This window comes from Wolbachia endosymbiont (group B) of Germaria angustata (genome assembly GCF_964026725.1).
In the GTDB taxonomy this organism is placed as follows: Bacteria; Pseudomonadota; Alphaproteobacteria; order Rickettsiales; family Anaplasmataceae; genus Wolbachia; species Wolbachia pipientis_C.
Genome location: NZ_OZ034691.1, coordinates 83,360 through 106,248, shown reverse-complemented (window position 1 = coordinate 106,248; position 22,889 = coordinate 83,360). Strand labels below are relative to the sequence as shown.

Annotated in this window: 23 protein-coding genes; 12 read left to right on the top strand and 11 right to left on the bottom strand. The window is 34.3% G+C overall.

The window, feature by feature from the left end; translation table 11 throughout:
- Positions 1–16: 16 nt before the first annotated feature.
- Both AAGD63_RS00510 and AAGD63_RS00505 read left to right on the top strand, forming a co-directional pair.
- Positions 17–571 (top strand): hypothetical protein, encoded by a 555-nt coding sequence (locus tag AAGD63_RS00510; protein ID WP_341813450.1) that lies wholly within the window; start codon positions 17–19, stop codon positions 569–571.
- Positions 572–681: 110 nt separating this feature from the next.
- Entirely contained in the window at positions 682–1,431 is a 750-nt protein-coding gene (locus tag AAGD63_RS00505) for a cell envelope biogenesis protein OmpA (protein WP_341813449.1), read from the top strand.
- 99 nt (positions 1,432–1,530) lie between these two features.
- Here the strand turns inward: AAGD63_RS00505 and folD are convergent, their stop codons facing one another.
- From folD to ndk, 6 genes are all read right to left on the bottom strand, one after another.
- Positions 1,531–2,418 (bottom strand): bifunctional methylenetetrahydrofolate dehydrogenase/methenyltetrahydrofolate cyclohydrolase FolD, encoded by an 888-nt coding sequence (gene folD / locus AAGD63_RS00500; RefSeq protein WP_341813448.1) that lies wholly within the window; start codon positions 2,416–2,418, stop codon positions 1,531–1,533.
- Positions 2,402–2,977, bottom strand: coding sequence for a UbiX family flavin prenyltransferase (locus AAGD63_RS00495; protein WP_341813447.1), 576 nt, complete (start codon positions 2,975–2,977; stop codon positions 2,402–2,404). Before AAGD63_RS00495 ends, folD begins: the two co-directional genes overlap by 17 nt.
- On the bottom strand, positions 2,970–3,227 hold the full coding sequence (locus AAGD63_RS00490; RefSeq protein WP_006014634.1) for a DUF2312 domain-containing protein: 258 nt from the start codon (positions 3,225–3,227) through the stop codon (positions 2,970–2,972). The genes AAGD63_RS00495 and AAGD63_RS00490 overlap by 8 nt, the downstream gene beginning before the upstream one ends.
- A gap of 9 nt (positions 3,228–3,236) precedes the next feature.
- On the bottom strand, positions 3,237–4,514 hold the full coding sequence (locus AAGD63_RS00485; protein ID WP_006014632.1) for an HlyC/CorC family transporter: 1,278 nt from the start codon (positions 4,512–4,514) through the stop codon (positions 3,237–3,239).
- A 68-nt stretch (positions 4,515–4,582) separates the two neighbouring features.
- Positions 4,583–5,761 carry an aspartate aminotransferase family protein gene (locus AAGD63_RS00480; protein ID WP_341813446.1) on the bottom strand — a complete coding sequence of 393 codons (1,179 nt, stop codon included), beginning with the start codon at positions 5,759–5,761 and terminating at the stop codon, positions 4,583–4,585.
- A 122-nt stretch (positions 5,762–5,883) separates the two neighbouring features.
- Positions 5,884–6,303 carry a nucleoside-diphosphate kinase gene (ndk, locus tag AAGD63_RS00475; protein WP_015587995.1) on the bottom strand — a complete coding sequence of 140 codons (420 nt, stop codon included), beginning with the start codon at positions 6,301–6,303 and terminating at the stop codon, positions 5,884–5,886.
- Between the two features lie 105 nt (positions 6,304–6,408).
- Here ndk and AAGD63_RS00470 point away from each other — a divergent pair, with 105 nt between their 5' ends.
- The 3 genes from AAGD63_RS00470 to AAGD63_RS00460 all read left to right on the top strand — a co-directional run bounded on the left by AAGD63_RS00470 (position 6,409) and on the right by AAGD63_RS00460 (position 9,039).
- Positions 6,409–7,170: a hypothetical protein gene (locus AAGD63_RS00470; protein WP_341813445.1), complete on the top strand. Its 762-nt coding sequence runs from the start codon at positions 6,409–6,411 to the stop codon at positions 7,168–7,170.
- Positions 7,167–8,120: a ferrochelatase gene (hemH, locus tag AAGD63_RS00465; RefSeq protein WP_341813444.1), complete on the top strand. Its 954-nt coding sequence runs from the start codon at positions 7,167–7,169 to the stop codon at positions 8,118–8,120. Before AAGD63_RS00470 ends, hemH begins: the two co-directional genes overlap by 4 nt.
- A 61-nt stretch (positions 8,121–8,181) precedes the next feature.
- Positions 8,182–9,039 carry a hypothetical protein gene (locus AAGD63_RS00460; RefSeq protein WP_341813443.1) on the top strand — a complete coding sequence of 286 codons (858 nt, stop codon included), beginning with the start codon at positions 8,182–8,184 and terminating at the stop codon, positions 9,037–9,039.
- Here AAGD63_RS00460 and gshA read toward each other — a convergent pair.
- Positions 9,036–10,190 carry a glutamate--cysteine ligase gene (gene gshA / locus AAGD63_RS00455; protein ID WP_341813442.1) on the bottom strand — a complete coding sequence of 385 codons (1,155 nt, stop codon included), beginning with the start codon at positions 10,188–10,190 and terminating at the stop codon, positions 9,036–9,038. The two genes, AAGD63_RS00460 and gshA, sit on opposite strands and share 4 nt — an antisense overlap.
- Before the next feature lie 82 nt (positions 10,191–10,272).
- On the opposite strand from gshA, the gene hslV reads away from it, so the two are divergent.
- Both hslV and hslU read left to right on the top strand, forming a co-directional pair.
- On the top strand, positions 10,273–10,827 hold the full coding sequence (gene hslV, locus AAGD63_RS00450; protein WP_026092657.1) for an ATP-dependent protease subunit HslV: 555 nt from the start codon (positions 10,273–10,275) through the stop codon (positions 10,825–10,827).
- A gap of 1 nt (position 10,828) precedes the next feature.
- Complete coding sequence (hslU, locus tag AAGD63_RS00445) at positions 10,829–12,280, top strand: ATP-dependent protease ATPase subunit HslU (protein ID WP_341813441.1); 1,452 nt, start codon at positions 10,829–10,831, stop codon at positions 12,278–12,280.
- Between the two features lie 70 nt (positions 12,281–12,350).
- On the opposite strand, the gene AAGD63_RS00440 is transcribed toward hslU, so the two are convergent.
- Together AAGD63_RS00440 and AAGD63_RS00435 are read right to left on the bottom strand one after the other, a co-directional pair.
- Positions 12,351–13,232, bottom strand: a complete 882-nt coding sequence (locus AAGD63_RS00440) for an FKBP-type peptidyl-prolyl cis-trans isomerase (RefSeq protein WP_341813440.1) — start codon at positions 13,230–13,232, stop codon at positions 12,351–12,353.
- Positions 13,225–14,007, bottom strand: a complete 783-nt coding sequence (locus AAGD63_RS00435; RefSeq protein ID WP_341813439.1) for a polyprenyl synthetase family protein — start codon at positions 14,005–14,007, stop codon at positions 13,225–13,227. Before AAGD63_RS00435 ends, AAGD63_RS00440 begins: the two co-directional genes overlap by 8 nt.
- Positions 14,008–14,134: 127 nt before the next feature.
- Here AAGD63_RS00435 and acpP point away from each other — a divergent pair, with 127 nt between their 5' ends.
- The 5 genes from acpP to thyX all read left to right on the top strand — a co-directional run bounded on the left by acpP (position 14,135) and on the right by thyX (position 17,999).
- On the top strand, positions 14,135–14,395 hold the full coding sequence (gene acpP / locus AAGD63_RS00430; protein ID WP_007302173.1) for an acyl carrier protein: 261 nt from the start codon (positions 14,135–14,137) through the stop codon (positions 14,393–14,395).
- Positions 14,396–14,401: 6 nt separating this feature from the next.
- A complete protein-coding gene (fabF, locus tag AAGD63_RS00425) occupies positions 14,402–15,664 on the top strand; it encodes a beta-ketoacyl-ACP synthase II (RefSeq protein WP_006014597.1) in 1,263 nt (420 codons plus the stop codon).
- Between the two features lie 86 nt (positions 15,665–15,750).
- Complete coding sequence (locus AAGD63_RS00420) at positions 15,751–15,882, top strand: hypothetical protein (protein WP_341813438.1); 132 nt, start codon at positions 15,751–15,753, stop codon at positions 15,880–15,882.
- Between the two features lie 4 nt (positions 15,883–15,886).
- Positions 15,887–17,173 carry a UDP-N-acetylglucosamine 1-carboxyvinyltransferase gene (murA, locus tag AAGD63_RS00415; protein ID WP_341813437.1) on the top strand — a complete coding sequence of 429 codons (1,287 nt, stop codon included), beginning with the start codon at positions 15,887–15,889 and terminating at the stop codon, positions 17,171–17,173.
- Positions 17,166–17,999, top strand: coding sequence for an FAD-dependent thymidylate synthase (thyX, locus tag AAGD63_RS00410; RefSeq protein WP_341813436.1), 834 nt, complete (start codon positions 17,166–17,168; stop codon positions 17,997–17,999). The genes murA and thyX overlap by 8 nt, the downstream gene beginning before the upstream one ends.
- A gap of 140 nt (positions 18,000–18,139) precedes the next feature.
- Here the strand turns inward: thyX and AAGD63_RS00405 are convergent, their stop codons facing one another.
- Both AAGD63_RS00405 and AAGD63_RS00400 read right to left on the bottom strand, forming a co-directional pair.
- Positions 18,140–19,192, bottom strand: coding sequence for a hypothetical protein (locus tag AAGD63_RS00405; protein WP_341813435.1), 1,053 nt, complete (start codon positions 19,190–19,192; stop codon positions 18,140–18,142).
- Positions 19,193–19,527: 335 nt separating this feature from the next.
- Positions 19,528–22,884 carry an ankyrin repeat domain-containing protein gene (locus AAGD63_RS00400; RefSeq protein ID WP_341813434.1) on the bottom strand — a complete coding sequence of 1,119 codons (3,357 nt, stop codon included), beginning with the start codon at positions 22,882–22,884 and terminating at the stop codon, positions 19,528–19,530.
- Positions 22,885–22,889 lie beyond the last annotated feature (5 nt).

The following is a 22,889-nucleotide window of genomic DNA, read 5'->3' as shown; positions in this document are numbered from 1 at the left end:
TTATATATTTTTTTGTATGGGTAGTTATATGAAAATAAAAGGATTGTGTGTTTTAGCTGTGTTGCTCACTTCATCTCTAGCAGGTGCAGCTAGTAATAGTGCAAAAGAGCAGTACTACGCAGGTTTAAACTTTGGTGGTGGATGGGGTACTGGATTAAAAATAAAACCTGGCTTAGTTTTTGGTTATAATTATGATAAAAGCTCTAAGTTTGAACTTGAGATTCTCACTGACGTAAGTGATATGTTTGGTAAGGAAACCAAGAAAATGGGAGCTAGTTTATTAGCAAATTACCGTTATTATCCTGACGTTGACATTGATCCTGTGAAACTATATGTCAGTGGAGGTTTAGGAGGACATCTACAAGTAATGCCTTTTTCTCTTGGCAAAGGTGAAACACTAGATAAAATACTGGGTGCTATTTCGTACAAACTGAAGGTTGGTGTTGATTATGAAGTTGCTCCACAGATAGTTAGTACAGCTGCTTTAACCGTAGGCGGGCAACTGAGTGGTTTAAAAGCAAAACAAATACCAGATGCGATGCTGGAAGTAGGAGTACGTTATAGTTTTTAATGCTGGATGGCATTGTGTACATGTTTAATGGTTAGGTGTAACCATAAGCAATGCTCAAAACTTGCTGCTAGCATGTTTGAACACTTATTCCAGTCTGTTTTAAGGAAGTAATGTGTATGAATTATATGAGAACGATGAAAGTGTTCGCTGTGTTGATTGCTTTAGCAAGTACAGCTAATAATGGTACAAGTGAGTTAGAAGATCAGTACAAAGATCGGTATGAAGACCAGTACAAAGATCAGTATGAAGATCAGTATGAAGATCAACACAAAGATCATTGTGAAGATCAATACGAAGATCGATATGAAGACCAATACGAAGATCATTACTATGTAGGTTATGTAGGTTTAAACTTTGGGACTCGATGGGGTGAAAGCTTTAAATTGAACCCTAACGTTGTCTTTGGTTATCATCATAACAAAAATTCTAAGTTTGAACTTGAGGTTCTTGCTGACATAAGTGATATAACTGATAAAGCAAAAAGAAAAGTAGGAGCTAGTTTATTGGCAAATTACCTTTACTATCCTGATCTTGAAATTGATCCTATTAAATTATATGCTAGTATAGGACTGGGTGGATATATTCGAATATTGCCATCTTTTGGTCTTGGTGAGGATACAAATGCAGTTAACACTCCAAATTCAGCTGCAACTGTAGCCGCAGCCGCAGGTCAAAATGAAACACTAGATAAAATACTGGGTACTATTGCCTATAAAGTAAAGTTAGGTGTTGATTGTGAAATTATTCCGCAGATAATTGGCACAGTTGCTATTGCTGCAAGCGGTCAATTAAGTGGCTTTAAACCACCGATGAAAAAACCAGATGCAATCATAGAAGTAGGTATACGTTATAATTTTTAAGCTATGAACACTTTGAATCCTTATACACAGTTGTATGCTCGGTGCTATATATGTGCTATTTGTAAAGGTATTCTGTTTATGCTAACATTAAGCTAAACCTTAAGCAATAAAATCAGAAGGATCAACTTCCCGCTGTAAGCAAGCAGCAACTACAGTGTTTATAATAAGAAATGCTATTGTCATCGGGCCAACTCCACCAGGCACTGGAGTAATAGCTTTGACTTTTTCTTTTACTCCCTCAAAGTCAACATCACCCACAAGCTTACTTTGATTTCCTATGTTAATGCTATTTATGCCAACATCAATCACTATTGCACCTTTTTTTATCCAATCTGGTTGAACAAAATTTGGCTTTCCAACTGCTGCAACTACTATATCCGCCTTAGAGCAATAATCAGCTAAATCCCTACTTTGCGAATGCAAGATGGTAACAGTGCAATTTTCTTGCAACAATAGGTGAAACATTGGCTTACCCACAATATTTGATCTGCCAATGATTACCGCATTTTTACCGGACAGATTATTTTCAACTGACTTAATTAAATGCAAAGAACCTTTGGGAGTACAAGGTATCAGACAATTTTTTTCACCTTTAACTAACCTGCCAACATTTTCATCATGAAAGCCATCTACATCTTTTTCAACACTTACTGTATTAATTATTCTGCTTGCACTGATGTGCTTTGGTAAAGGTAACTGAACTAAAATTCCATGCACAGATGAATCTTCATTTAATGTATTAACTTTTTCAATCAATTCGTCTTCTGAGATACTATCAGGCAAAACAATAGTTTCAGAACTTATGCCTATTAATTCTGCTTTTCTTTGTTTATTACGAACGTAGACCTGACTTGCTGGATTGCTACCCACAAGAATTACTTTAAGACAAGGAAAAACATTATACTCTTTCTTTAAAATATCAATTTTTTTTGATAGCTCCTCACAGAGATCATTTGCTATTTTTTTACCGTTAATAATAATTGACATTTCCTTGCCACTCCTTGAAGTCAGGTAATGCGATATCAAATAAATTCAATGCTTTACCAACAGAATGATTTACAATATCATCCAAAGATTTTGGTTTAATATAAAAAGCAGGCATCGACGGAGCAATAATTGCTCCCATCTCCGTTAGTTTTAACATATTTCGGAGATGTCCAAGATGTAGTGGAGATTCTCGCACCATAAGAACTAATTTTCTTCTTTCTTTTAGAGTTACATCTGCAGACCTTGTTAATAGATTGGAAGTCACCCCCGATGCTATTTCAGACATTGTTTTCATAGAACATGGAGCAATAACCATACCTGAGGTTTTAAATGAGCCGCTTGCTATTTTTTCTCCTATTTTTTCTTCAGAATAGTAAAAATCTGCAAGCGATATAATATCTTCAAGTTTTTCTTTAATCTCATGAGCTATAGTTATTTTTCCAGCACTGCTGATTACTAAATGAGTTTCATGATTGGTATTTTTTAGTGCCTCTAGAATCCGTACACCGTAAATAGAACCAGATGCTCCACTTATTCCAATTACAATCCTACTATTCACCTTCGTAATTCATTCCCAATGCACGTTTGTAGGTATCAAGTAATATTTCCTGTTCCTCCCTGTCATCATCATCCATCTTTCTTAGCCTAATAATCTGTTTCATCACTTTTATATCCCAACCTTCATCTGCAGCTTTTGCATATACATCACGAATGTGATCTTGCACATCCCTTTTTTCTTGTTCAAGTTTTTCGATTCTCTCTATATAGCTCTTCAAATCTTCAGCCGTTATTTTTACTGTATCTTCCATAGAACCCAACTAATTAATTGCTACTACAGTATTATCAGTTTTTACTTGTACTTCAATCATAGTAATAATATTTTTATCTTTTTTTAAAATCTTAAAGTAAAAACCGTACATGGAAAACTCCTCATTTTCTTCAGGAATGCGCTCTATCTCGTTTACAATCATACCTGCTAGAGTTGTAGCTTCTTCATCAGGAAGATCCCAATGTAACTGTCTATTAATATCCCTAATAGTAGATTTTCCTTCTATGTGATACATATTATCGGATATCTTTTTTATAAAATTCTCTGTGATCAAATCATGTTCATCTGAAATTTCTCCAACTATTTCTTCCAGTATATCCTCAAGAGTTACGATTCCCTGTAGTGCTCCATACTCATCAATAACAAATGCAAGGTGTTTCCTGTTTTTACGGAAGTTGTGAAGTTGTACACTGAGTGGAGTACTTTCTGGTATAAACCAAGGCTTTGACATAACTTTGGCAATCTCTATTTTATTATCCTTTTCACGCAAGGCATTTATTAGATTTTTCACGTGAACCACTCCAACAATATTATCTGGTTCTTTTTGCCATAAAGGTACTCTGCTATGGCTACTGGTTAAAATCTCTCTTATTAACTCTTCTTTGTTTCGATCTATATCAAGAGAAAATAAGTTTCTCCTGTGGGTCATAATTTGTGATATTTCTGTCTCAGCCAAATCAAGTATACTATTTAGCATATCTAAATCCTGTTGTAACATAGTGCCCTCACTGCGGTGAAGAGTAATCATATTACGCATTGCATCTGCTGCAGATATTACCTCCCTATTCTTATGAAGCCCACATAACTTCAGAATGATATTGACAATAAACTGAATGCCTAATGTCAATGGAGAAAGAATCTTGACAAAAAACAGCATAAAATAAGCAGAAAGTAATGTAAATTTTTCAGGATTTTGCATGGCGTAAGTTTTTGGTAAAACTTCACAAAATAGCAAAATACAAAACGTCATCATGAATGTTGAAAGAAATATGCCCTCACTCCCAAAAGAATTTATAAATATTACTGTAAATAAAGCAGAGCAAGTAATGTTAATAATTGTATTACACAGTAATATTGTTCCTATTGTTAATTCTTTTTTACCTAACAAAAGCTCTATTATCTTGGCTTTTTTGTTACCTTCTAGCTTTAGTTTATTCACTCGGGATCGGCTAATTGAGGTTAACCCTATTTCTGCTCCTGAGAACAAAAACGATAAAATCAATAAGAAAAAAATTGCTGACAATACTGAAATCAATAACCAATCCATTAAAGTATGATGTTATTGCGATATAGAAACAGAGTTGATTTTATATGTTGTAAGAAGCATTTGCAAGTCTATATATCTTTAATATAAAAAAATAAATCATGAAATATATCACACACTGCATTCACATGCATATTCTCAACAACAAGTGGAGGAGTTATTCTTATTACTCTATTATTTAAAATTTTAGTCATTATTAAGCCTTTGTCAAGAGATTGTTTAACAATTTTATCAGCCAAAGGTAATCTAAGCTCTATCCCTATCAATAAACCCTCCCCACGAACTTCTGAAACGATCTTCGGAAATTCTTCAGTCAAAGACAACAACTTTTCTTTTAGATATTTACTGACCTTCTTAACATGGTCAAAAAAGCCTTCCTTTAGCATTACATCGAGTACTGCATTACCAACAGTCATAGCAAGTGGATTACCTCCATAAGTTGACCCATGAGTTCCTGGAGTGATTGCTTCTGCTATATAATCTTTTACTAAACATGCAGCCAGAGGAAATCCATTACCCATAGCCTTCGCACAAGTGAGCATATCAGGTTCAACTCCTATATTTTGATAGTAAAATAGAGAGCCAATCCTTCCATATCCGCATTGCACTTCATCAAAGCATAAAATTATTCCTTGAGCTTTTGTTATCTCTCTTACTTTTTTAAGATACTTTACGTCCAATGGATGTACTCCGCCTTCACTTTGTATGGGCTCTAAAAATATGGCAGCTGTTTCGCTATTGATTTTCTTTTCTAATGCTTCAATGTTATTTCTTGGAACTTTATCAAAACCAGAAAGGAGTGGAGCAAAACCTTCGCGTGATTTTTCATTTCCCCCAGCTGAAATTGCAGCAATACTGCGGCCATGAAAACCTCCTTCAATTGTAATGATGTGACTGCGCTTTTCTTGTCCATTTAAGTAGAAATAGCGGCGAATAAATTTAATTGCAGCTTCTGTTGCTTCAAGTCCACTTGAGCAGAAAAAAACTTTATCGGCAAAGGTAAGTTCTGTTAAACGCTGAGCAAGCCTTTCCTGCTGGGGAATAGTAAAAATATTAGAGCAGTGCCATAATGAATCCAGTTGCTCCTTCAGTTTATCTGTAATGTATGGATGACAATGCCCTAGAGAGGTTGTAGAAATTCCTGCAGCAAAGTCTAAATATTTTTTACCATCCTTATCGAAGAGATATACTCCTTCTCCTCTAACTATAGAAGCTTCAGATCTATTATAAGCATTAACAACATGATCCATTTTAAATATTATCTATACTGTGCATGAAAAAGCTTTCCCTTAATATTGCTTAAACTAAAAATTGGGCTAATATTATACAGTTCAACATAAAATTCAGAAATTTAATATGTAAAAAAGTAAAACTACACCAATTCACATTCAGCAAAAAAGAAAGCTATTTCTCTATGAGCATTCTCTAGACTATCAGAACCATGCACTCTATTTTCACTAATATCATTAGCAAAATCACCCCTAATTGTACCTTTATCTGCCTGTTTTGGATCTGTAGCACCCATGATTTGTCTGTATTTACTGACTGCATTTTCACCAATTAAAACTTGAACTATCACAGACCCAGAAGTCATAAATTCCACCAACTCTTCAAAAAAAGGCCTATCCTTATGAATTTCATAAAACAGCTCTGCTTGTTTTTTTGTCAGCAGCATCTTTCTCTGTGCTATAATTTTTAGTCCAGATTTTTCAATGTAAGAATTTATACTGCCTGTAATATTATTTTTTACTGCATCAGGTTTTAATATCGAAAGTGTTCTCTCAATTGCCATATCATTTCCTTATATTAAGATCGTATATTTACTTTATTGTGAATTTTTGTTCCATCAAAGAGATTTTTTATTTATAGTCAAGAATAAAACATCAAGGGGTAGTTTATGGTTTACCGTCGTAAGAAACTAGTGAATAATCTTAAATCATCAATTTTCTGCGGAACAAAAGGTTTTTTAACCTTTAATTTGGCACTTTTAAGTTATTTAGAGTATAGCTTACACAATAATACAAAATTAAAAGAAGGTGCCGCTTTTGCGATGAAAAGGAACGTTGTTCCATTTGGTGAAATGATTTCCATACCGCTGTTTGTTTGCTTTGTATTACCAGCTATGGTAGGCAACATAAGCCTTATCGAGTGCGCACTTATATGTGCTGCACTGATGGTTGCAACATGTTTTGTTGTAAGAACCTTTCACTTGCGTGAAAAGTTATTGAAAAAAATGACTAATAATGAAAATGATACCGAGAAACAAATAGAGCCGGAATTTAAGAAAGACACTATAAAATTTCCTATCTTTGATAAAAACAGGCAGCATATTGAATATAATTCTCCTAATCCAGGACAACTAATGAATGAAAGCCCTCCCTCTCTCTTTGTTAGGGTTCTACTTTTTCCCCTTACGATTTTTCTGAAGGCTCTACAAAGCTGCATAATGATATCTTTGGCTGCTGTTGAACTTTTTGAAGCAGTGCCAAGTTTTTGTGTTGATGTGGTTTTTGATAGAAACTTTGTATCTACACAGAGTAACGTGAAGAGATCTGGTCATCTATTGTATGCCAGTGTAAGAAATTTAGTGCCTGTAACTAAACTTGATGAGTGTGTAGCTGATTTTATAGGCAAACCTGAAGAAAGGTGCTGTCAGTGAAGAAGGCAGTAATCTTATTTAACCTTGGTGGACCTGATTCACTAAGTGCAGTACGTCCTTTCTTGTTTAATCTATTTTATGATAGAAGAATAGTCAATCTACCCAATCCTTTCCGCTTTCTTTTAGCAAAGTTTATCTCCAAAAGGCGAGAAAGTACTGCACAAGAAATATACGAGCACATTGGAGGTAAATCGCCAATCTTGGAGAATACAAAAGCACAAGCTGATGCTTTAGAACTAAAATTAAATGAAAATGGAAACCATGTATATAAGATATTCATCTGCATGCGTTATTGGCATCCATTTGCTGATGAAGTTGTTAAAAACGTAAAGCAATTCGACCCTGACGAAGTCATTCTACTACCACTATATCCGCAATATTCAACCACCACAACTCTATCATCCATCGAGAATTGGCAAAAAAATGCCAAACTGGAATGTAACACAAAAACAATTCACCATTATTATGACAATGAAGACTTTATTGAAGCTCATGTTAATCTGACGTCTAAATATTATAAATTAGCTAGCAAAATCGGTAAGCCAAGAGTCCTATTCTCGGCTCATAGCTTACCTCTTAGTATCATTAAAAAAGGCGACCCTTACGCTTCACAGATAGAAAAAACAGTAAAATTAATAGTAAAAAAATTGAATATTGAAGATCTTGATTGGGGAATATGTTATCAGAGTAAGGTTGGCCCTATAAAATGGTTGGAGCCTAGCACTGAAAGTGAGCTATCACGCGCAAAAGACGATAATATACCTGTAGTTTTATCACCTATATCTTTTGTTTCTGAGCATTCTGAAACACTGGTTGAACTTGATATAGAGTATAAAGCAATTATCAAAGACGGATATTACTTTCGCGTACCAACTCTCAGTACTGATCTCTTGTTTATCAAGTGCTTGGCCGATTTATGTTTAGATCACTCTCAAAGTACTGATTTATAGCACTTTTCTTTTTAGATTTTTATACTATAATATTAAAAAGTTATTATTTTATTATCTACTTATGCCAAAAGGTAAACCAAATACATTTATACAAAGTATACATGATGTTCACAATCATGATATTAGAAAGATGTATTGTATTGCAACAGGTTTAACAGGTATATTATGTAAAATTTCATTGCAATTTTGTTGCGATTTTATTGACAACAACAGATCAAGTATTTGCACTGTATTAGATATTTCTAAGTTCATAAAACTACCAACATCAATAATATTTGCTCTTCATCTTGGGCTAAATCTAGCTGGATATAAATCTAAGAAACCTGCGAATGGTGAAGAGGAAAATAAACCTGAAAAACCAATACAGGTTGTAGGTAACTCAGCGTACTTGGCAAGCTGTATCATAGGAATATTGATGCAGGCAAAAATCATTCATTTCTTAGCTAGAAACAACAAGGATGTAATAAGTTATATTAGCTTAACATCAGTAGTTCTATTTCTATTTTCAGAATTCGTAAGCTGTTATTATAAGTGCGAAGAATATAAGGAAGTGCATAAAAAATATCAAGAAGCATGTAAAAAATACAAAAAGGGTGATGACGAACTTACGAAATGTGAAGCTGAGCTTGCTAAATGCAAGAAGAATGTTATGTTTAGCACATTCACTTTGTCATTGGGCTTGTTAAGCTTCATATTAAAAAGAATGGAACTTCCAACCATACCAATAGACTTGGGTGGTGGCATAATCTATAATTTCAACTTAACTGTTACGGTCAGTTTGATACTAAGTATAGCATATCTAGTATCAAACATCGATAAGTTTGTCAATCAACCTAATAATGGTACTGATCCTTCTACTGGACTTGATGACGCTCACCATATTCAGCATAATGGCAGCATTGTAGGAATTAATTATTAGAGATGAAAAGACTTAATTTCTATTGCCAATGCTAGCACTGCTAATTTGCTAACAATATTCCAAAGTGGCAAAGTTTTATTTTCTTGGCTGATGTCATAAAATTCACAGTCAGTGGAATTCAAGCTAGAATATACATCTTTCCTGCTATTACATCGGTATAAGTAACATGTTGGAGTATCTCCTATATAGTATATTAGCGGTTCTGCAGAACTACTTTTAAATATGTCAATAGTTGGTACACCTTCTTGTATAATAACACTATTGATTGCTATTCCTTCTTTTATCTTTTTCATTTTATGACGCTTTTTTTTATTGAGATTTAATATTTCCTTTCCACTTGTTGCTGTTATAATGCCCATTCCATATGTGCCATTGCTTGCTTTGATAAAAACGTAAGGTTGTGTTTTTATTTCATATTCCTCATATTTTTTTTGCACTAGAGATAATATTTGGTCAACTTTAGTCGCTACTGCTCCTAGTGATGAATCATCATTAAAGTCAACTCCATTACAGCTTTCTGTAAGCACAGAAATAAGCCATGGATCCATTTTAAATTCGCCACAAAATTCGGACACTAATTTTTGATAGATTTCAAAATATTGAAATTTCTGCCTACTGTGCCAGCCATATAATGGACTTGGCACTATCTCTTGTTTTACGTTTTCTAGTGTGTCTGGAATGTGGCTCGTCATATCACGGTTCAGTATAATAACATCAGGCACAAATCCTGAAGTTGTCTTCAGCAAAGAGTTTTCTTTCACAACAGTTTCATACTGTTCTATTAAATTGTACGTTTCATTATGAAAGAGGCCAATTCTAGTTTCAAAACCTGCGAGTTGCAGTACTTTCTCTATAACAAATACGTTTTCTATATACATTTTATTTCGTGTGTAATTCTCCGGTATTATAAGAGTCTTTTTATATTGTTTTGTTTCAAAATAACTTTTTATTAGTTTTGCTGCTGTTGCTCTTGATGTCTCACTTAGATTGTTGAACCCTGCAGGAAATAAATTAGCGTCCACTGGGGCAATTTTGTAGCTGGAGTTTCTAAGATCTATAGAGCTATAAAATGGCAATGTAAGGCCGTTAAATTTTGCCTCAAACCAATTATTTATACTTTTTTCCAAATCTGGGCGAATTATGTTTTGCATCTACACTTTAAATGTTATAAGAAAAGTACTATATTATAAGCTATAATCTTAATATAATATAACGAATTAAAATAACAAAAAAATGATTCATCATGACAGCAGTAAAATGTATGGTACTACTATACTATCAATTAGAAGAGACAAAAATGTAGTAGTAATAGGTGATGGGCAAGTCTCGCTAGGCCATACCGTTATAAAATCTGGAGCAAAAAAAGTTAGGCGTCTTTCTGGTGATTCCGTAATTGCCGGTTTTGCTGGAGCAACAGCTGATGCATTTACTCTCTTCGAAAGGCTAGAATCTAAACTTGATAAGCACCCAGGACAGTTAATGAGGGCATGTGTTGAACTTGCAAAAGACTGGAGAATGGATAAATATCTAAGAAAATTAGAAGCTATGATGATCGTGGCAGACAAGTCCATTTCATTGGTCATTACAGGAACGGGTGATGTTCTTGAACCTGAAGATGGCATTGCAGCCATTGGCTCTGGAGGAAATTTTGCTTTATCTGCAGCAAAAGCTTTGATTGACGTTGAAGGAATATCAATAGAGGAGATTGCAAAAAAGGCTATGAAGATAGCTGCCGATATATGTGTTTATACAAACCATAATCTAATTATTGAAAAAATAAAGGAGTAATATGTCAAGAACTTTGTATACCAATTCTTCTGGTCAACCTGTAGCAGGTCAATCTGATAATAATGATGACTGCAATAAAAAAAACGGCCTCTATGAAAATGAAGGTACAGAAAGTAGCAGCATCCAAAGCTCACAAGCTTTATTAGATGATCTACCACCACAGAAGATAGTTAAAGAGTTGGATAGATTTATAATCGGGCAGAATGACGCAAAGCGCGCTGTTGCTATTGCACTCAGAAATCGTTGGCGTCGAAATAAAGTCCCACTTCCACTACGTGAAGAGATTATACCTAAGAATATACTCATGATAGGCCATACGGGAGTTGGTAAAACTGAAATAGCTCGCCGTTTAGCAAAGCTTGCTGGTGCACCTTTTATAAAAGTTGAAGCAACGAAATTTACTGAAATAGGATATGTTGGACGTGATGTTGACTCGATAATACGTGATTTAGTTGATGCAGCAATAGTTTTAGTTAAGGAAAAAGCACGTAAAGCCTTAACTAAAAAAGCTTTAGGTTTGGCTGAAAAGATAATAGTCAACTCCATGGTTGGTGAAGATGCAACCGAGGAAAGCAAAAAAGTTTTCAGAGAAAGACTGAGAAATAAGGAATTTGAAGATGGAGAAGTTTCTATTAACGTCAGGGAGAGCAAGAGTATGTTACCCACTTTTGATATACCTGGCATGCCAGGTGGGCAAATTGGTGTGATGAACGTAACAGAAATCGTGGGCAAGATGTTTAATGGGAGCAAAAAAACAAAAACTATTACAGTTAAAGTGAAAGAAGCACGTGAAATATTGATTAATGAAGAAAGCGAAAGGTTAATGGATGAAGACAAGATAATCAAAGAAGCGATTGATCTTGTTAGCAATGAAGGTATAGTGTTTTTAGATGAAATAGATAAAATTGCAGCACGTACAGAAATAAAAGGTGAAGTCAACAGAGAAGGAGTGCAGCGCGATCTGTTACCATTACTTGAGGGAACAACTGTTTCAACTAAGTATGGCCCTGTAAAAACAGACTATATATTATTTATTGCATCTGGTGCCTTTCATTTATCTAAGCCATCTGATCTTTTACCAGAATTACAGGGTAGATTGCCAATTAGAGTGGAACTTAAGGCGCTTACTCAAGAGGATCTAATAAAAATATTAAAGGAACCAGAATCTAGTTTGTTAAAACAGTATATAGCGTTAATGAAAACGGAAAATGTAACACTTGAGTTTACTGATGATGGTATAGAGACTATAGCTGAAATAGCATTTACAGTTAATAGAGAAGTGGAAAATATAGGTGCAAGAAGACTTCATACTGTCATGGAGAAGCTTTTGGATGAAATAAGTTTTATCGCTTCTGAAAAAAATAGTGAAAAATTTGTTATAGATAGCAAATATGTAAGAGATAAACTAGAGTCAATTTCAAAGCAGCTTGATTTATCTAAATTTATACTTTAGAGGAAGCCTACTTTAAGTAATATAGAGCATTCAAGAGGTTTTATTTTTTCTTACTTCGTAATTCTTTAAGCTATTTTTCAATAGTAGAATTCAAGCTTAAATCAATTATTGAGATATTTTCTTCATCAAAATCTATTTCTTTTATTAATATACCAGTTAAAAGATCAGGTGGAGAAAGAACTGTTCTTTTATTACCAGCTCTCATTCCCACAACTCCAAGTTCTATAGCAAGTGGTATTTTTTTGTCACCAACCTTAAACTGCACTATTTGATCTTTGATTATATACTCACCATTATGTCTCTTTATGCTATATTGAACTGATATCTCATCGCCACATTTTACTCGCTTTCCAGTTTTGTTAATTAAGTCATTAAAAATCATCAGGTTATTTACTGAATCGGGATATTTATCTTTTACTTCAATCAGTTTGATGTAATAAGAGTTAAAACTCATTTTATTGTCATCAGCAGCAATAGTAACTACACGCTCTCCGCCTTCTTTCATACCTATTACCCCTAAACTCACTTCTTTTAAGTAATCCTGACCTATTTTCAAATTGACATCAGTCGGAAGTAGCGTTGCTAGGTTGTTGGAGACTTTGTACATTTGTAACAGAACTTCTTGGCCACAGAAAACTTTACTGCCACTACCTTCAGTAATTTCATAAAAGTTTATCATCTCTTCTTCTTTTTGCTGTGTTATTTCTTCTAAATATTCTGCTAACCCATGCTTTTCAATATAACGATCAAGAGCTGATTCAAGTATCGGCCTGACCAAATAACTTGCTATCATCTGTGTCAAACCACCATGTATAGCATTTATTTCGTAAAGCTTTTCCCTTTTCTCTGGTTTATCTTTGTTTATATAAACAATCGTAATTATAAAAGCAGAAGCTAAAGTGAGAATCATTACTACAGAGATAAACATTTGTAATATAATTTTTCTAACCATCTTTTTTTACTTGATTCAATAAATCATATAAGTCACTAGTATTCCCTGAAAGCGTACTTAAATTATCTGAGGCCTGTTTAAAGAGACTATCTATATAGTTTTCCATTTCATTTTTTCCAAGCACGGACATTAAATTGTTCGTTTTATCTTGCTCATAATCTTCGATATCATCCTTGGCTTGAAAAATAAGCCCTAGATTTATTCCATAGTTATATAATGCTTCCCGCTCCTTGTCTGTAGCACCTCCTATTATAGCCCCTATTTCACATGAAGCTGCAAATAGTTTTGCAGTTTTCATCAAATGAATTTCTTTTATTTTGTCAAAATCTGCACCTATATCTAAAATCTGCCCTCCCACCATTCCCTTCATTCCTATTGCTTGAGAGAGCACTTTTATGATCTCACAATTTAACAAAGATAATACCTCAAAAGCCAGGGTAAGTAATGCATCTCCGGCCAGTACTGCTGTTGCTTCACCAAATTTTTTGTGGCAGCTTGGCTGGCCTCTGCGGGTGTCACTGTTATCCATACATGGCAGATCATCGTGAATGAGGGAGTAAGTATGAATAAATTCAATTGCTGCTGCTGCTGTTATTGCTTTTTCAACCTTTATGTTGAATATCGACGAAGATGCTATAACTAAAAAAGAACGTATATGTTTTGCAGGAGCAAGAAGCACATAACGCATAGCTGATATAAGTTTATTCTCGCTATTTTCAGGTAAGAGCTTATTCACTTCTACAACAAGCAAATTTTTTGTTGTTTCGTCTAGCATTTTTAAATTTATTAACTATCGAGTGCTAAGAGATAGGAAGTTTTTAATAGTTTATATAATCATAAAAGCTATTGCAAACATCAAAATTTCTTATAACATCAGAGAATAGATTATTTTTTAGTAAGAAATGAACGAATTGGCAAAAAGCACTAGAGAAGATATAGAAGAAAAAGTAAAGAAGATTATACTAGAGCACATCAGTAAGGATGTAGAGGGATTTAGTAGTTCTTCAAAGCTTTCAGACCATGGCACAGATAGTTTAGATGCAGTTGAAATAATCATGGCAGCTGAAGAAGAATTTGGTATAGAGATTCCTGATGAAGATGCGCAAAAAATGGAAACTATGGAACAGATAGTTGAATATGTAGTAAACAAAGCAAACAATTGATGTTGAATGAGCAGAAGAGTAGTAGTTACCGGTGTTGGCTTAATTACTCCACTAGCAGCAGATGTTAATAACACCTGGTTAAAGCTGAAAGAAGGTAAATCTGGCATAAAAGCAATCAGTACAGATAGGTTCAACTCTTCTGATCTTGCTTGCAGGGTTGCAGGACAGGTATCCTACAACGCTGAAAGCTGTTTTAATCCGCTAGATTATATTTCTGAAAAAGACCTAAAAAGAACAGATCGTTTTATTCACTACGGAATTGCAGCAGCTGTTCAGGCAGTAGAAGATTCACTAATTTTGGAAAATAAAAATATTAATAAAGAGCGAATAGGTGTAGCTATTGGTTCTGGTATAGGTGGTCTTCCGTCAATTCAGGAAAATGTAATTACCATGCAGGAGAAGGGGCCTAGACGTGTTAGCCCATTTTTTGTTCCTGCAAGTCTAATAAATTTGATATCTGGTCATATTTCTATTAAATACGAATTTATAGGTCCAAATGACTCAGCGGTTACTGCATGTGCAACAGGTGCGCATGCGATTATAAACTCAGCAAGAGCTATAAAACTCGGTGAAGCTGACATTATGATTGCAGGCGGAGCAGAAAGTGCGTTATGCAGAGTTGGAATTGCAGGTTTTGCATCGATGAAGGCGCTATCAACTAAATTCAATGATAAGCCTGAAGAGGCCTCAAGGCCATGGGACGAAGAACGCGATGGATTTGTCATGGGCGAAGGGGCAGGTATATTAGTTCTGGAAGAATATGAACATGCAAAAAAAAGGGAAGCAAAAATATATGCAGAACTCACTGGATATGGACTCACAGGAGATGCGCACCACATCACAGCACCACATCCAGAAGGAAGAGGCGCACTTAAGGCAATGGAACTTGCTTTAAGGAGTGCACAAGTAAGTCCAAGTCAAATTGGGTATATCAATGCACATGGGACTTCAACAACACTTGGGGATAAAGTTGAAGTAATAGCAATGAAGCAGTTATTCGGTGACTATGCCTATAAAATACCTGTTTCCTCGACTAAATCTTCTATAGGACATTTACTTGGTGCCGCAGGAAGTGTTGAAGCAATATTTAGTATCCTTGCATTAAACAATGGAATTGTTCCACCAACTTTAAACCTACACAAACCTTCAGAAGGGTGTGATTTAAATTTTGTACCACTTAAAGCTCAAGAGCATAAAATTCAATATGCGCTTTCTAATTCATTTGGTTTTGGTGGTACCAACGCGTCTCTCATCTTTGGAAAGGTGTAGTTAATTATGCTATTTTGAATCGACTACGAAAATGTCATTCGAGTAGCTGAAACTGGAATCCAGTTAAATTGGTCAGCATAAAAGTAATGTTGAAATATAACATTTTGATGATGAAATGGATCCCAGTGTCAGCTACTCGAATGACAGAAGAAGAAAAAGCAAAATTTTGCCTTTTACGGCTAACCTATTATACTTACTTGATAAGTTCTATCGCTTGATTAAATGCATAAAATATTAGTAAGAAGTAACCATAAGCCCTTGATTGGAAAAATCAAGATTAATGGTTCAAAGAATGCCGTCTTGCCAATAATGGCGGCAAGCTTGTTTAGTAATTCTTCAATAACTTTGCATAACGTACCTGATTTAATTGACGTGCATTTGATGTCTGAGCTGCTTAAGAGTCTTGGTGCAGAAGTAAATTTTATATGCAATAAAGACTATAAAGCAAATCATACTTTGGAAATTGACTGTAGCAATATCAATAACTATTTAATATCACATGAAATTGCAAGCAGACTGCGAGCATCTTTTTTAATGCTAGGTCCAATGCTCAGCAGATTTGGTAAAGTTTCAACAGTATTTCCTGGTGGATGTAATATTGGAAAACGTCCTGTTGACATGCATATCAAGGCACTCGAAGAAATGGGAGCTAAAATTAAAATTGATAGCTGTAATATAACTGCAACAACAAAGGGGAAATTGCAAAGCAAAGAAATAACATTTGAAAAAGTAAGTGTTGGCGCAACAGAAAACATAATCATGGCAGCAACACTTGCAGAAGGAGTAACAACAATAAACAATGCCGCAACGGAGCCGGAAGTTCTTGATTTAATAGAGTTTCTAAAAAAAATGGGTGCCAATATTGAAGTTAATAATACAAAAATCACAATAGAAGGTGTTGAAGCATTAAATGGGTGTGAGCATAAAATAATACCAGATCGCATAGAGGGCGGTACTTATGCTTTGGCTGCTGTCATTACCGACGGCGAGCTAAAGTTAGAAGGAGTAAGTTTGTCTGATATAGAATGCATTGCAAATGAATTGAAGACTATAGGAGCCAGAGTTGAGTTACATGATGATGGTATTATTATTTCTAGAAAAAATGGCCCTATTAAATCTGCTCATGTTGCAACAAATCCATATCCTAACTTTCCCAGCGATATGCAACCACAACTAATGTCTGCTATGTGCATTGCAGATGGAATATCAATCATTGAAGAGAACGTTTTTGAAAGTAGATTTGCACATGCAAATGAGTTAAGAAAATTAGGTGCTAACATTAGCATTGAAAAAAGTAAAGCTACTATAAGTGGAACAAAGAGCCTATCTGGAGCTAATCTGCATGCTAATGACTTAAGGTCAACAGCAGCTTTAATTCTCGCTTCTTTGGTAGCTAAAGGAGAAACTACAATAAATAACTCACATCATTTATGGAGAGGCTATGAAGCAATGGACGAAAAACTCAATTCGTGTGGAGCCGATATTTCCTTGAGGACATGTTATGAATAAGCAAACTACAGTAAAAGAGATAGATGAAATTCTATACGAAGAACATAAGGCGTTAGATCATGGATTTGTTCGAGTAATTGATTATATGGGCTCTGATAGTGCCATAGTTCAAGCTGCTCGTGTTTCTTATGGAAAAGGAACAAAACAGATAAATCAAGATGAAGCGCTTATAAAGTATTTGATGAGACATCATCATACAACTCCATTTGAAATGTGTGAAATTAAGTTTCACGTGAAACTTCCAATTTTTATTGCAAGACAGTGGATAAGACACAGAACTGCAAATGTGAATGAATATTCCGGAAGGTATTCGATACTTGATAATGAATTTTATATACCAGAACAGGTTGCAAAACAATCTGATAATAATAAACAAGGCAGCGGTGAAGCTTTTGACTCAAGTACTTCAAAAGAAATAATAGATTCTCTAATAAATGATTCTAATTTAGTATATTCTCATTATGAAAAATTTATTGAACAGGGCCTTGCAAGGGAAATTGCCCGAACTAATCTAACACTTAATTACTATACTCAGTTTTATTGGAAAATAGATTTACACAACCTTTTTCACTTTTTAAGGCTTAGAGCTGATCAGCACGCCCAATATGAAATTAGAGTCTATGCAGAAATTATGTTGGACATAGTGAAGAAATGGGTTCCGCTGGCCTATAATGCTTTTGTTGAATATTCCCTAAAATCAGCCTGCATTTCAAAAACTGGCCTTGAAATAATTCGCAAGCTAATTAAAGGAGAAAATGTTACAAGGGAAGAAAGTGGCATTGGTAAAAGAGAATGGAATGAGTTGATGTCTATACTTTGTAAATAACCAAAAAGATCAAGATATGTACGTTCACAGACTTGCAGGTGTGAACAACAATTGATTCATGCCTTTATCAACTGATATATCAATTATTTTTGAATTTGTTCTTTCCATTGTTTCGTAAAGCTTTTCAGCTTTCTTTAACATCAGTGTTGCATTTCTAAGCGTAATAAAAATTTCGCAATAATCTGCAAAATTTTAATATACATATCATATGAATAACGGTTTACAGCAAGTTCCATTACCTTACAAACTTCCTCTAATGTAAAATTGGCAATTCTTGTGCTAGGACAAAAGCCAACCGCTCCTTTATTAGAGTCAAAAAATATGTATTTATCATTCTCTGCTTTATACACCAACATAGAATGTCCAGCACCCTTGACATCTGCTCTATTATAAGTAAAACAAAAAGAACTAAATTCTAAGTAGCATCCTATCTCCACATCATTTAAGACACGTTTGATTTGTTCTTGGTTAGTATCTATCCATACTTTTGTTGAAGATAAATCATCACATAATTGCTCATATATTGTCTCATCAGAATAAAATGGATCTCCTTCTCGCTTTTTAATGCTCTGAACATCAAGAATAGGTAAGAATTGCGATAAAAACTGCATCATCAATAACTTAATCGTTTGTTCTTTTCTTCCATCAATATAATTCATAAAATCTTGCTCAGATATAATATTATCAGACTCGCAAAATTCAACAAAATCTTGCCTATTCTCTAATTTTAGAAAAGTAATAAAGTAATTTAATGAGTGACATAACCCTCTTTCGAGAGAAAAACCTAAAATTTCTTCAAATCTATCTTTTAATTGTACAATTTTAGATATACTATCTGACATAAAAGTATTCAAATTAAATTGAATAGCTTTCTCACTTTCAAATAATTTATTGTATTTTTCTTCAGCTGATAAATCTGGCGCCTTATATACATATCTACCATTTTCTCTACGTATACCTTCTATATCTTCAACGATACCACGTTCTACATTTTTACTGATAGCAAGTTCTTTATTTCCTTGATTCCTTATATTAGTGAATAGGTTTAAAAATTCTACAATTTGCTGTTTTGAAAGTGTTTTTTCAACTTCTCCATCTTTAGTTTTAGAAAATACTCTAATTTTAGCGTTTTTCTTGTCAGTATAGACTTTTAATACAATAGATTGAGCAATGCGATTAATATATTTTGGCATATTGATTATTAAGATATTAACTATATATCTTAATAATAGTATAACCCACGCCACCTGTCAATTAATAAATTAATATTATTTGTTATATAAAAAAGTAAATTGCATAGTAGATTCCAGTGCTTGACACTGGAATCCAGGAATTTTGATTCTAAATTGGGTATTGGTCTTAAATTAAAATAAACGTTTGTGATGAGATTATATGAACACTGGATCCCAGTGTCGGGGCACTGGGATGACAGGAGAAGGAAATGCCGGAATGGCAGGAGAAAGAAACACTGGGATGACAGTGAAAGATCTAATTCCTTATATCAATTAATTCTCATCCACCTTTTATGTTACATAAACTCATCACTTTTATAGAACATCTCATTAAAATCATGAGAAATTCCAAAATCTTGATTTTTAATAAATAGATGCCCATCTGCAATATAGGACTCAGCAAGAGTAAATGGTTCATCATGATGCTGTGATGCTGGCCTAACAATTTCATTGTACAAAACCATTACTTGCTCATAATTGTATCCACTACCATCATGATATTTATCACGTATAGTGTCATAAAAATTTCTTACATCATCATACGTAACTTGCAGTTCTACCTTATATTTCCCTATTTCAACAGCCTCACCCACTTTGATTTTTAAAGGATGTTGTGATTCTTCTTTCACATTATCTATAACAATTGTTTCCTCTTGCTTCTCTTCGTCTACTCTTATCGATCTTTTACTCCTTTCTTCAATTACAGGTTGATCTGCTGGCATTTGGTCTATATCGTTAGATTCTTCTTCTTGCATAGTAATTTTTTTGAGATAGCTAAGCATATCTTTTCCATCTTTTTCCCAAGTTGCAGCTTCTTTTGAAAGCTCACGATAATAAGAATCATTATCGCCTTTGCTATCTATTACATCTCTTGCTAGTCCTTTCTCTTCTGCCCATAACTCAGCATGTTCAACAAGTGTCCTGCCATCTTTGCCTACAACGTCAACGTCAGCTTTGTTTTTTATTAGATATTCTATTGTATCTAACTTTCCATGCCTCACTGCATGAACTAAAGGTGTCCAACCATCATTATCCTGAGCATTAATATTCGCACCTTTTTCAACTAACTGCTCTATCATCTTCTTATTCCCAAGATCAACAGCAAGATGCAAAGGTGTTAAGCCGTAGCTATCCTGAATATCAATATCCGCATTGTGCTCTATGAGATATTTAACTACTTCCATATTTTTCATGTGCATGGCAAAATGTAGTGGAGATTTACCAGAGCTAATATCACGGGTATCAACATCTATAGCACGATCTATTAAGTATTTAGCAATTTCCGTATGTTTTAGCTCAATTGCATAGTGCAGCAGTGTTTGAGCTGACGTGTTTTTGATACCAAGATCTGCGCCATGCTCAATTAAACTCTTAACTATTTCCGCATTCCCTAGCTTAATAGCAGCAAGTAACGGAAAAGTATAATAACTTTTACTATTAGGATCTGCGTTATAATCTAATAGATAGTTCACTATTTCTGTATTACCTGAATAAATAGCACTGTATAATGGCATTTTGGAATAAGCATCTTGAATATTAGGATTTGCACCACGATCTATTAAGTATTTAGCTATCTCTATATTTCCAGACTCAATAGCATAGTGTAAAGGTGTCTTATAATACACATATTTAGTATTAGTTTTCTGATAATAATTGTCATGAACATTAAGATTTGCTCCATGATCAATAAGATATTTTGCTACTTCCGTATTTCCTGACTGAATGGCATAATGTAGTGGCGTTTGTCCATTATGGTCTCTTGTATCAGTATATGAATTGTGTTTTAGTAGCATTGCTACTTTGCTTAAATCTCCCAATGAAGCAGCAAAATGTAAACTCGTCGCACCTGTTACCTTATTTATCTCGTTTACTTTTCCTATAGTGTTTTCTACATTATTGTCATCAATATTCACCTTTAAGAAAGGCTGTTTATTATACTTCATAACTTTTGTTGTAACAGCTTTTCCTTGTTCGTCTTCACTCGCTTTTTTAGCAGGTTGCATAGAATCTTCTCTACTGACACTTTCTATCTTGGTTTTATCACCACTTACATTATGTACTGGGCTATAACCATATAGACCCTTGCCTGCACTTTGTTGGCTTGTTGAACTTTCAACACTGTTAGATTCAACAACATTATATTCCATATGTTGCGAATGTTGTTCACCACTTAGCTCAGCTTTGACCCATTGTTTAAATTCTTGATCATAACCCTTCAGCTCAGCCAAAAAATCCTCAACTAATTTCTTACCTTCATCCCTATCATGATATCTCTTATAAGTGGAGAGGCTCTTTAGTAAATTATCAATTAAGTCCGGGTGTTTATGTTCAAGAAACTTTACTACTTGCTCTGCTTCTGAATAGTAGTGATTTCCTTGATAATCATTACGTAATATCTCATCTAGTTTAAGATTCTTATTTTTTATTGCAATTAAAGCTTCTTTATCTCCGTGATCATTAATGTGCTTGCCATTTTCTAAACCAGCAACATAGTTAGCAATAGCTTCGTGCATTGCTTTTGGCAAGATATAGCTTAGACCAAGATTTGCAAAGTGCATTGCATGCCCTATCTCGTGCTCTAACGTATGTTGATTTAAATTCCCTTTACTATCTAGGTAAACATAAACGTCAGCAGCATTTCCCTTATTTAGATCGATCATTCTTGTGTAGCCATTAACACCGTCGCCAGCATCAAATCCAACTTTTTTCAAGTACTCTTTAAACTCATTTTGAGTGTTGAATACATAAGCATTGATCCTTATATCATGGTCAGAGGTATTAAAAGCACCCTTAAAGTCTCGTACAGCATCTTTAATGCTTTTTTCTATTGTATCTAGCTTATTAGCAGCTAAGTCATACTTGATATTTATATTAGTGTTATCAAGGGACACAGTTTTGCTAAGTGAAAGGTTTGACATTACACTATCCATGTAATTTACTATTTCCACTTGCCCTTGCTGTTTAGCATAAGTAAGAGGTGTACCATCGCATGCTCTTTTAATATAAAGATCAGCACCATTATCTATCAGACATTTCACCATATCTAAATTTCCACGTGTAATAGCTAGGTGTATCGGAGTGTAGTTATGAGTAAGATTTATATCTGCACCGTTTTTTACTAAATAATCTACTACTTCTATATGACCTTTATTGACTTTTACATTTGCAGCAACATGAAGAGGAGTATCATTCCATTTATCTAAAACATCAAGCCTAGCACCTTTTTCTACTAAAAATTTCACTGCAGCTAAATTTCCATTTTCAGCAGCTTTATGCAGAAAGGTTCTGCCGATACTGTCTTGTCGGTTTATATCTGCACCTTTGTCTATCAAATATTCTGCTAATTCCATACGTCCACGTGAAATAGCCATGCCAAGAGGATTATTATATTTACCCAGGTTAACATCGGCATTACCTATTTCGACTAGAAATTTTATCATTTTCTCATCATTATTCATAACAGCATAAAAAAGTGGAGTGAGCTCATGTTTATCTTGCACGTCCACTCTAGCGCCTTTATCTATTAACAGTTTGACCTCATCGAAACGCCTACTAAAAACAGCTTTATGTAGAGGAGCATAGCCTGTAGAGTCTTTAGCATCTAAGTCTAAATTTTTTGATTTATCATATCCAGAATTTGTTTTAAATTTCATACTCA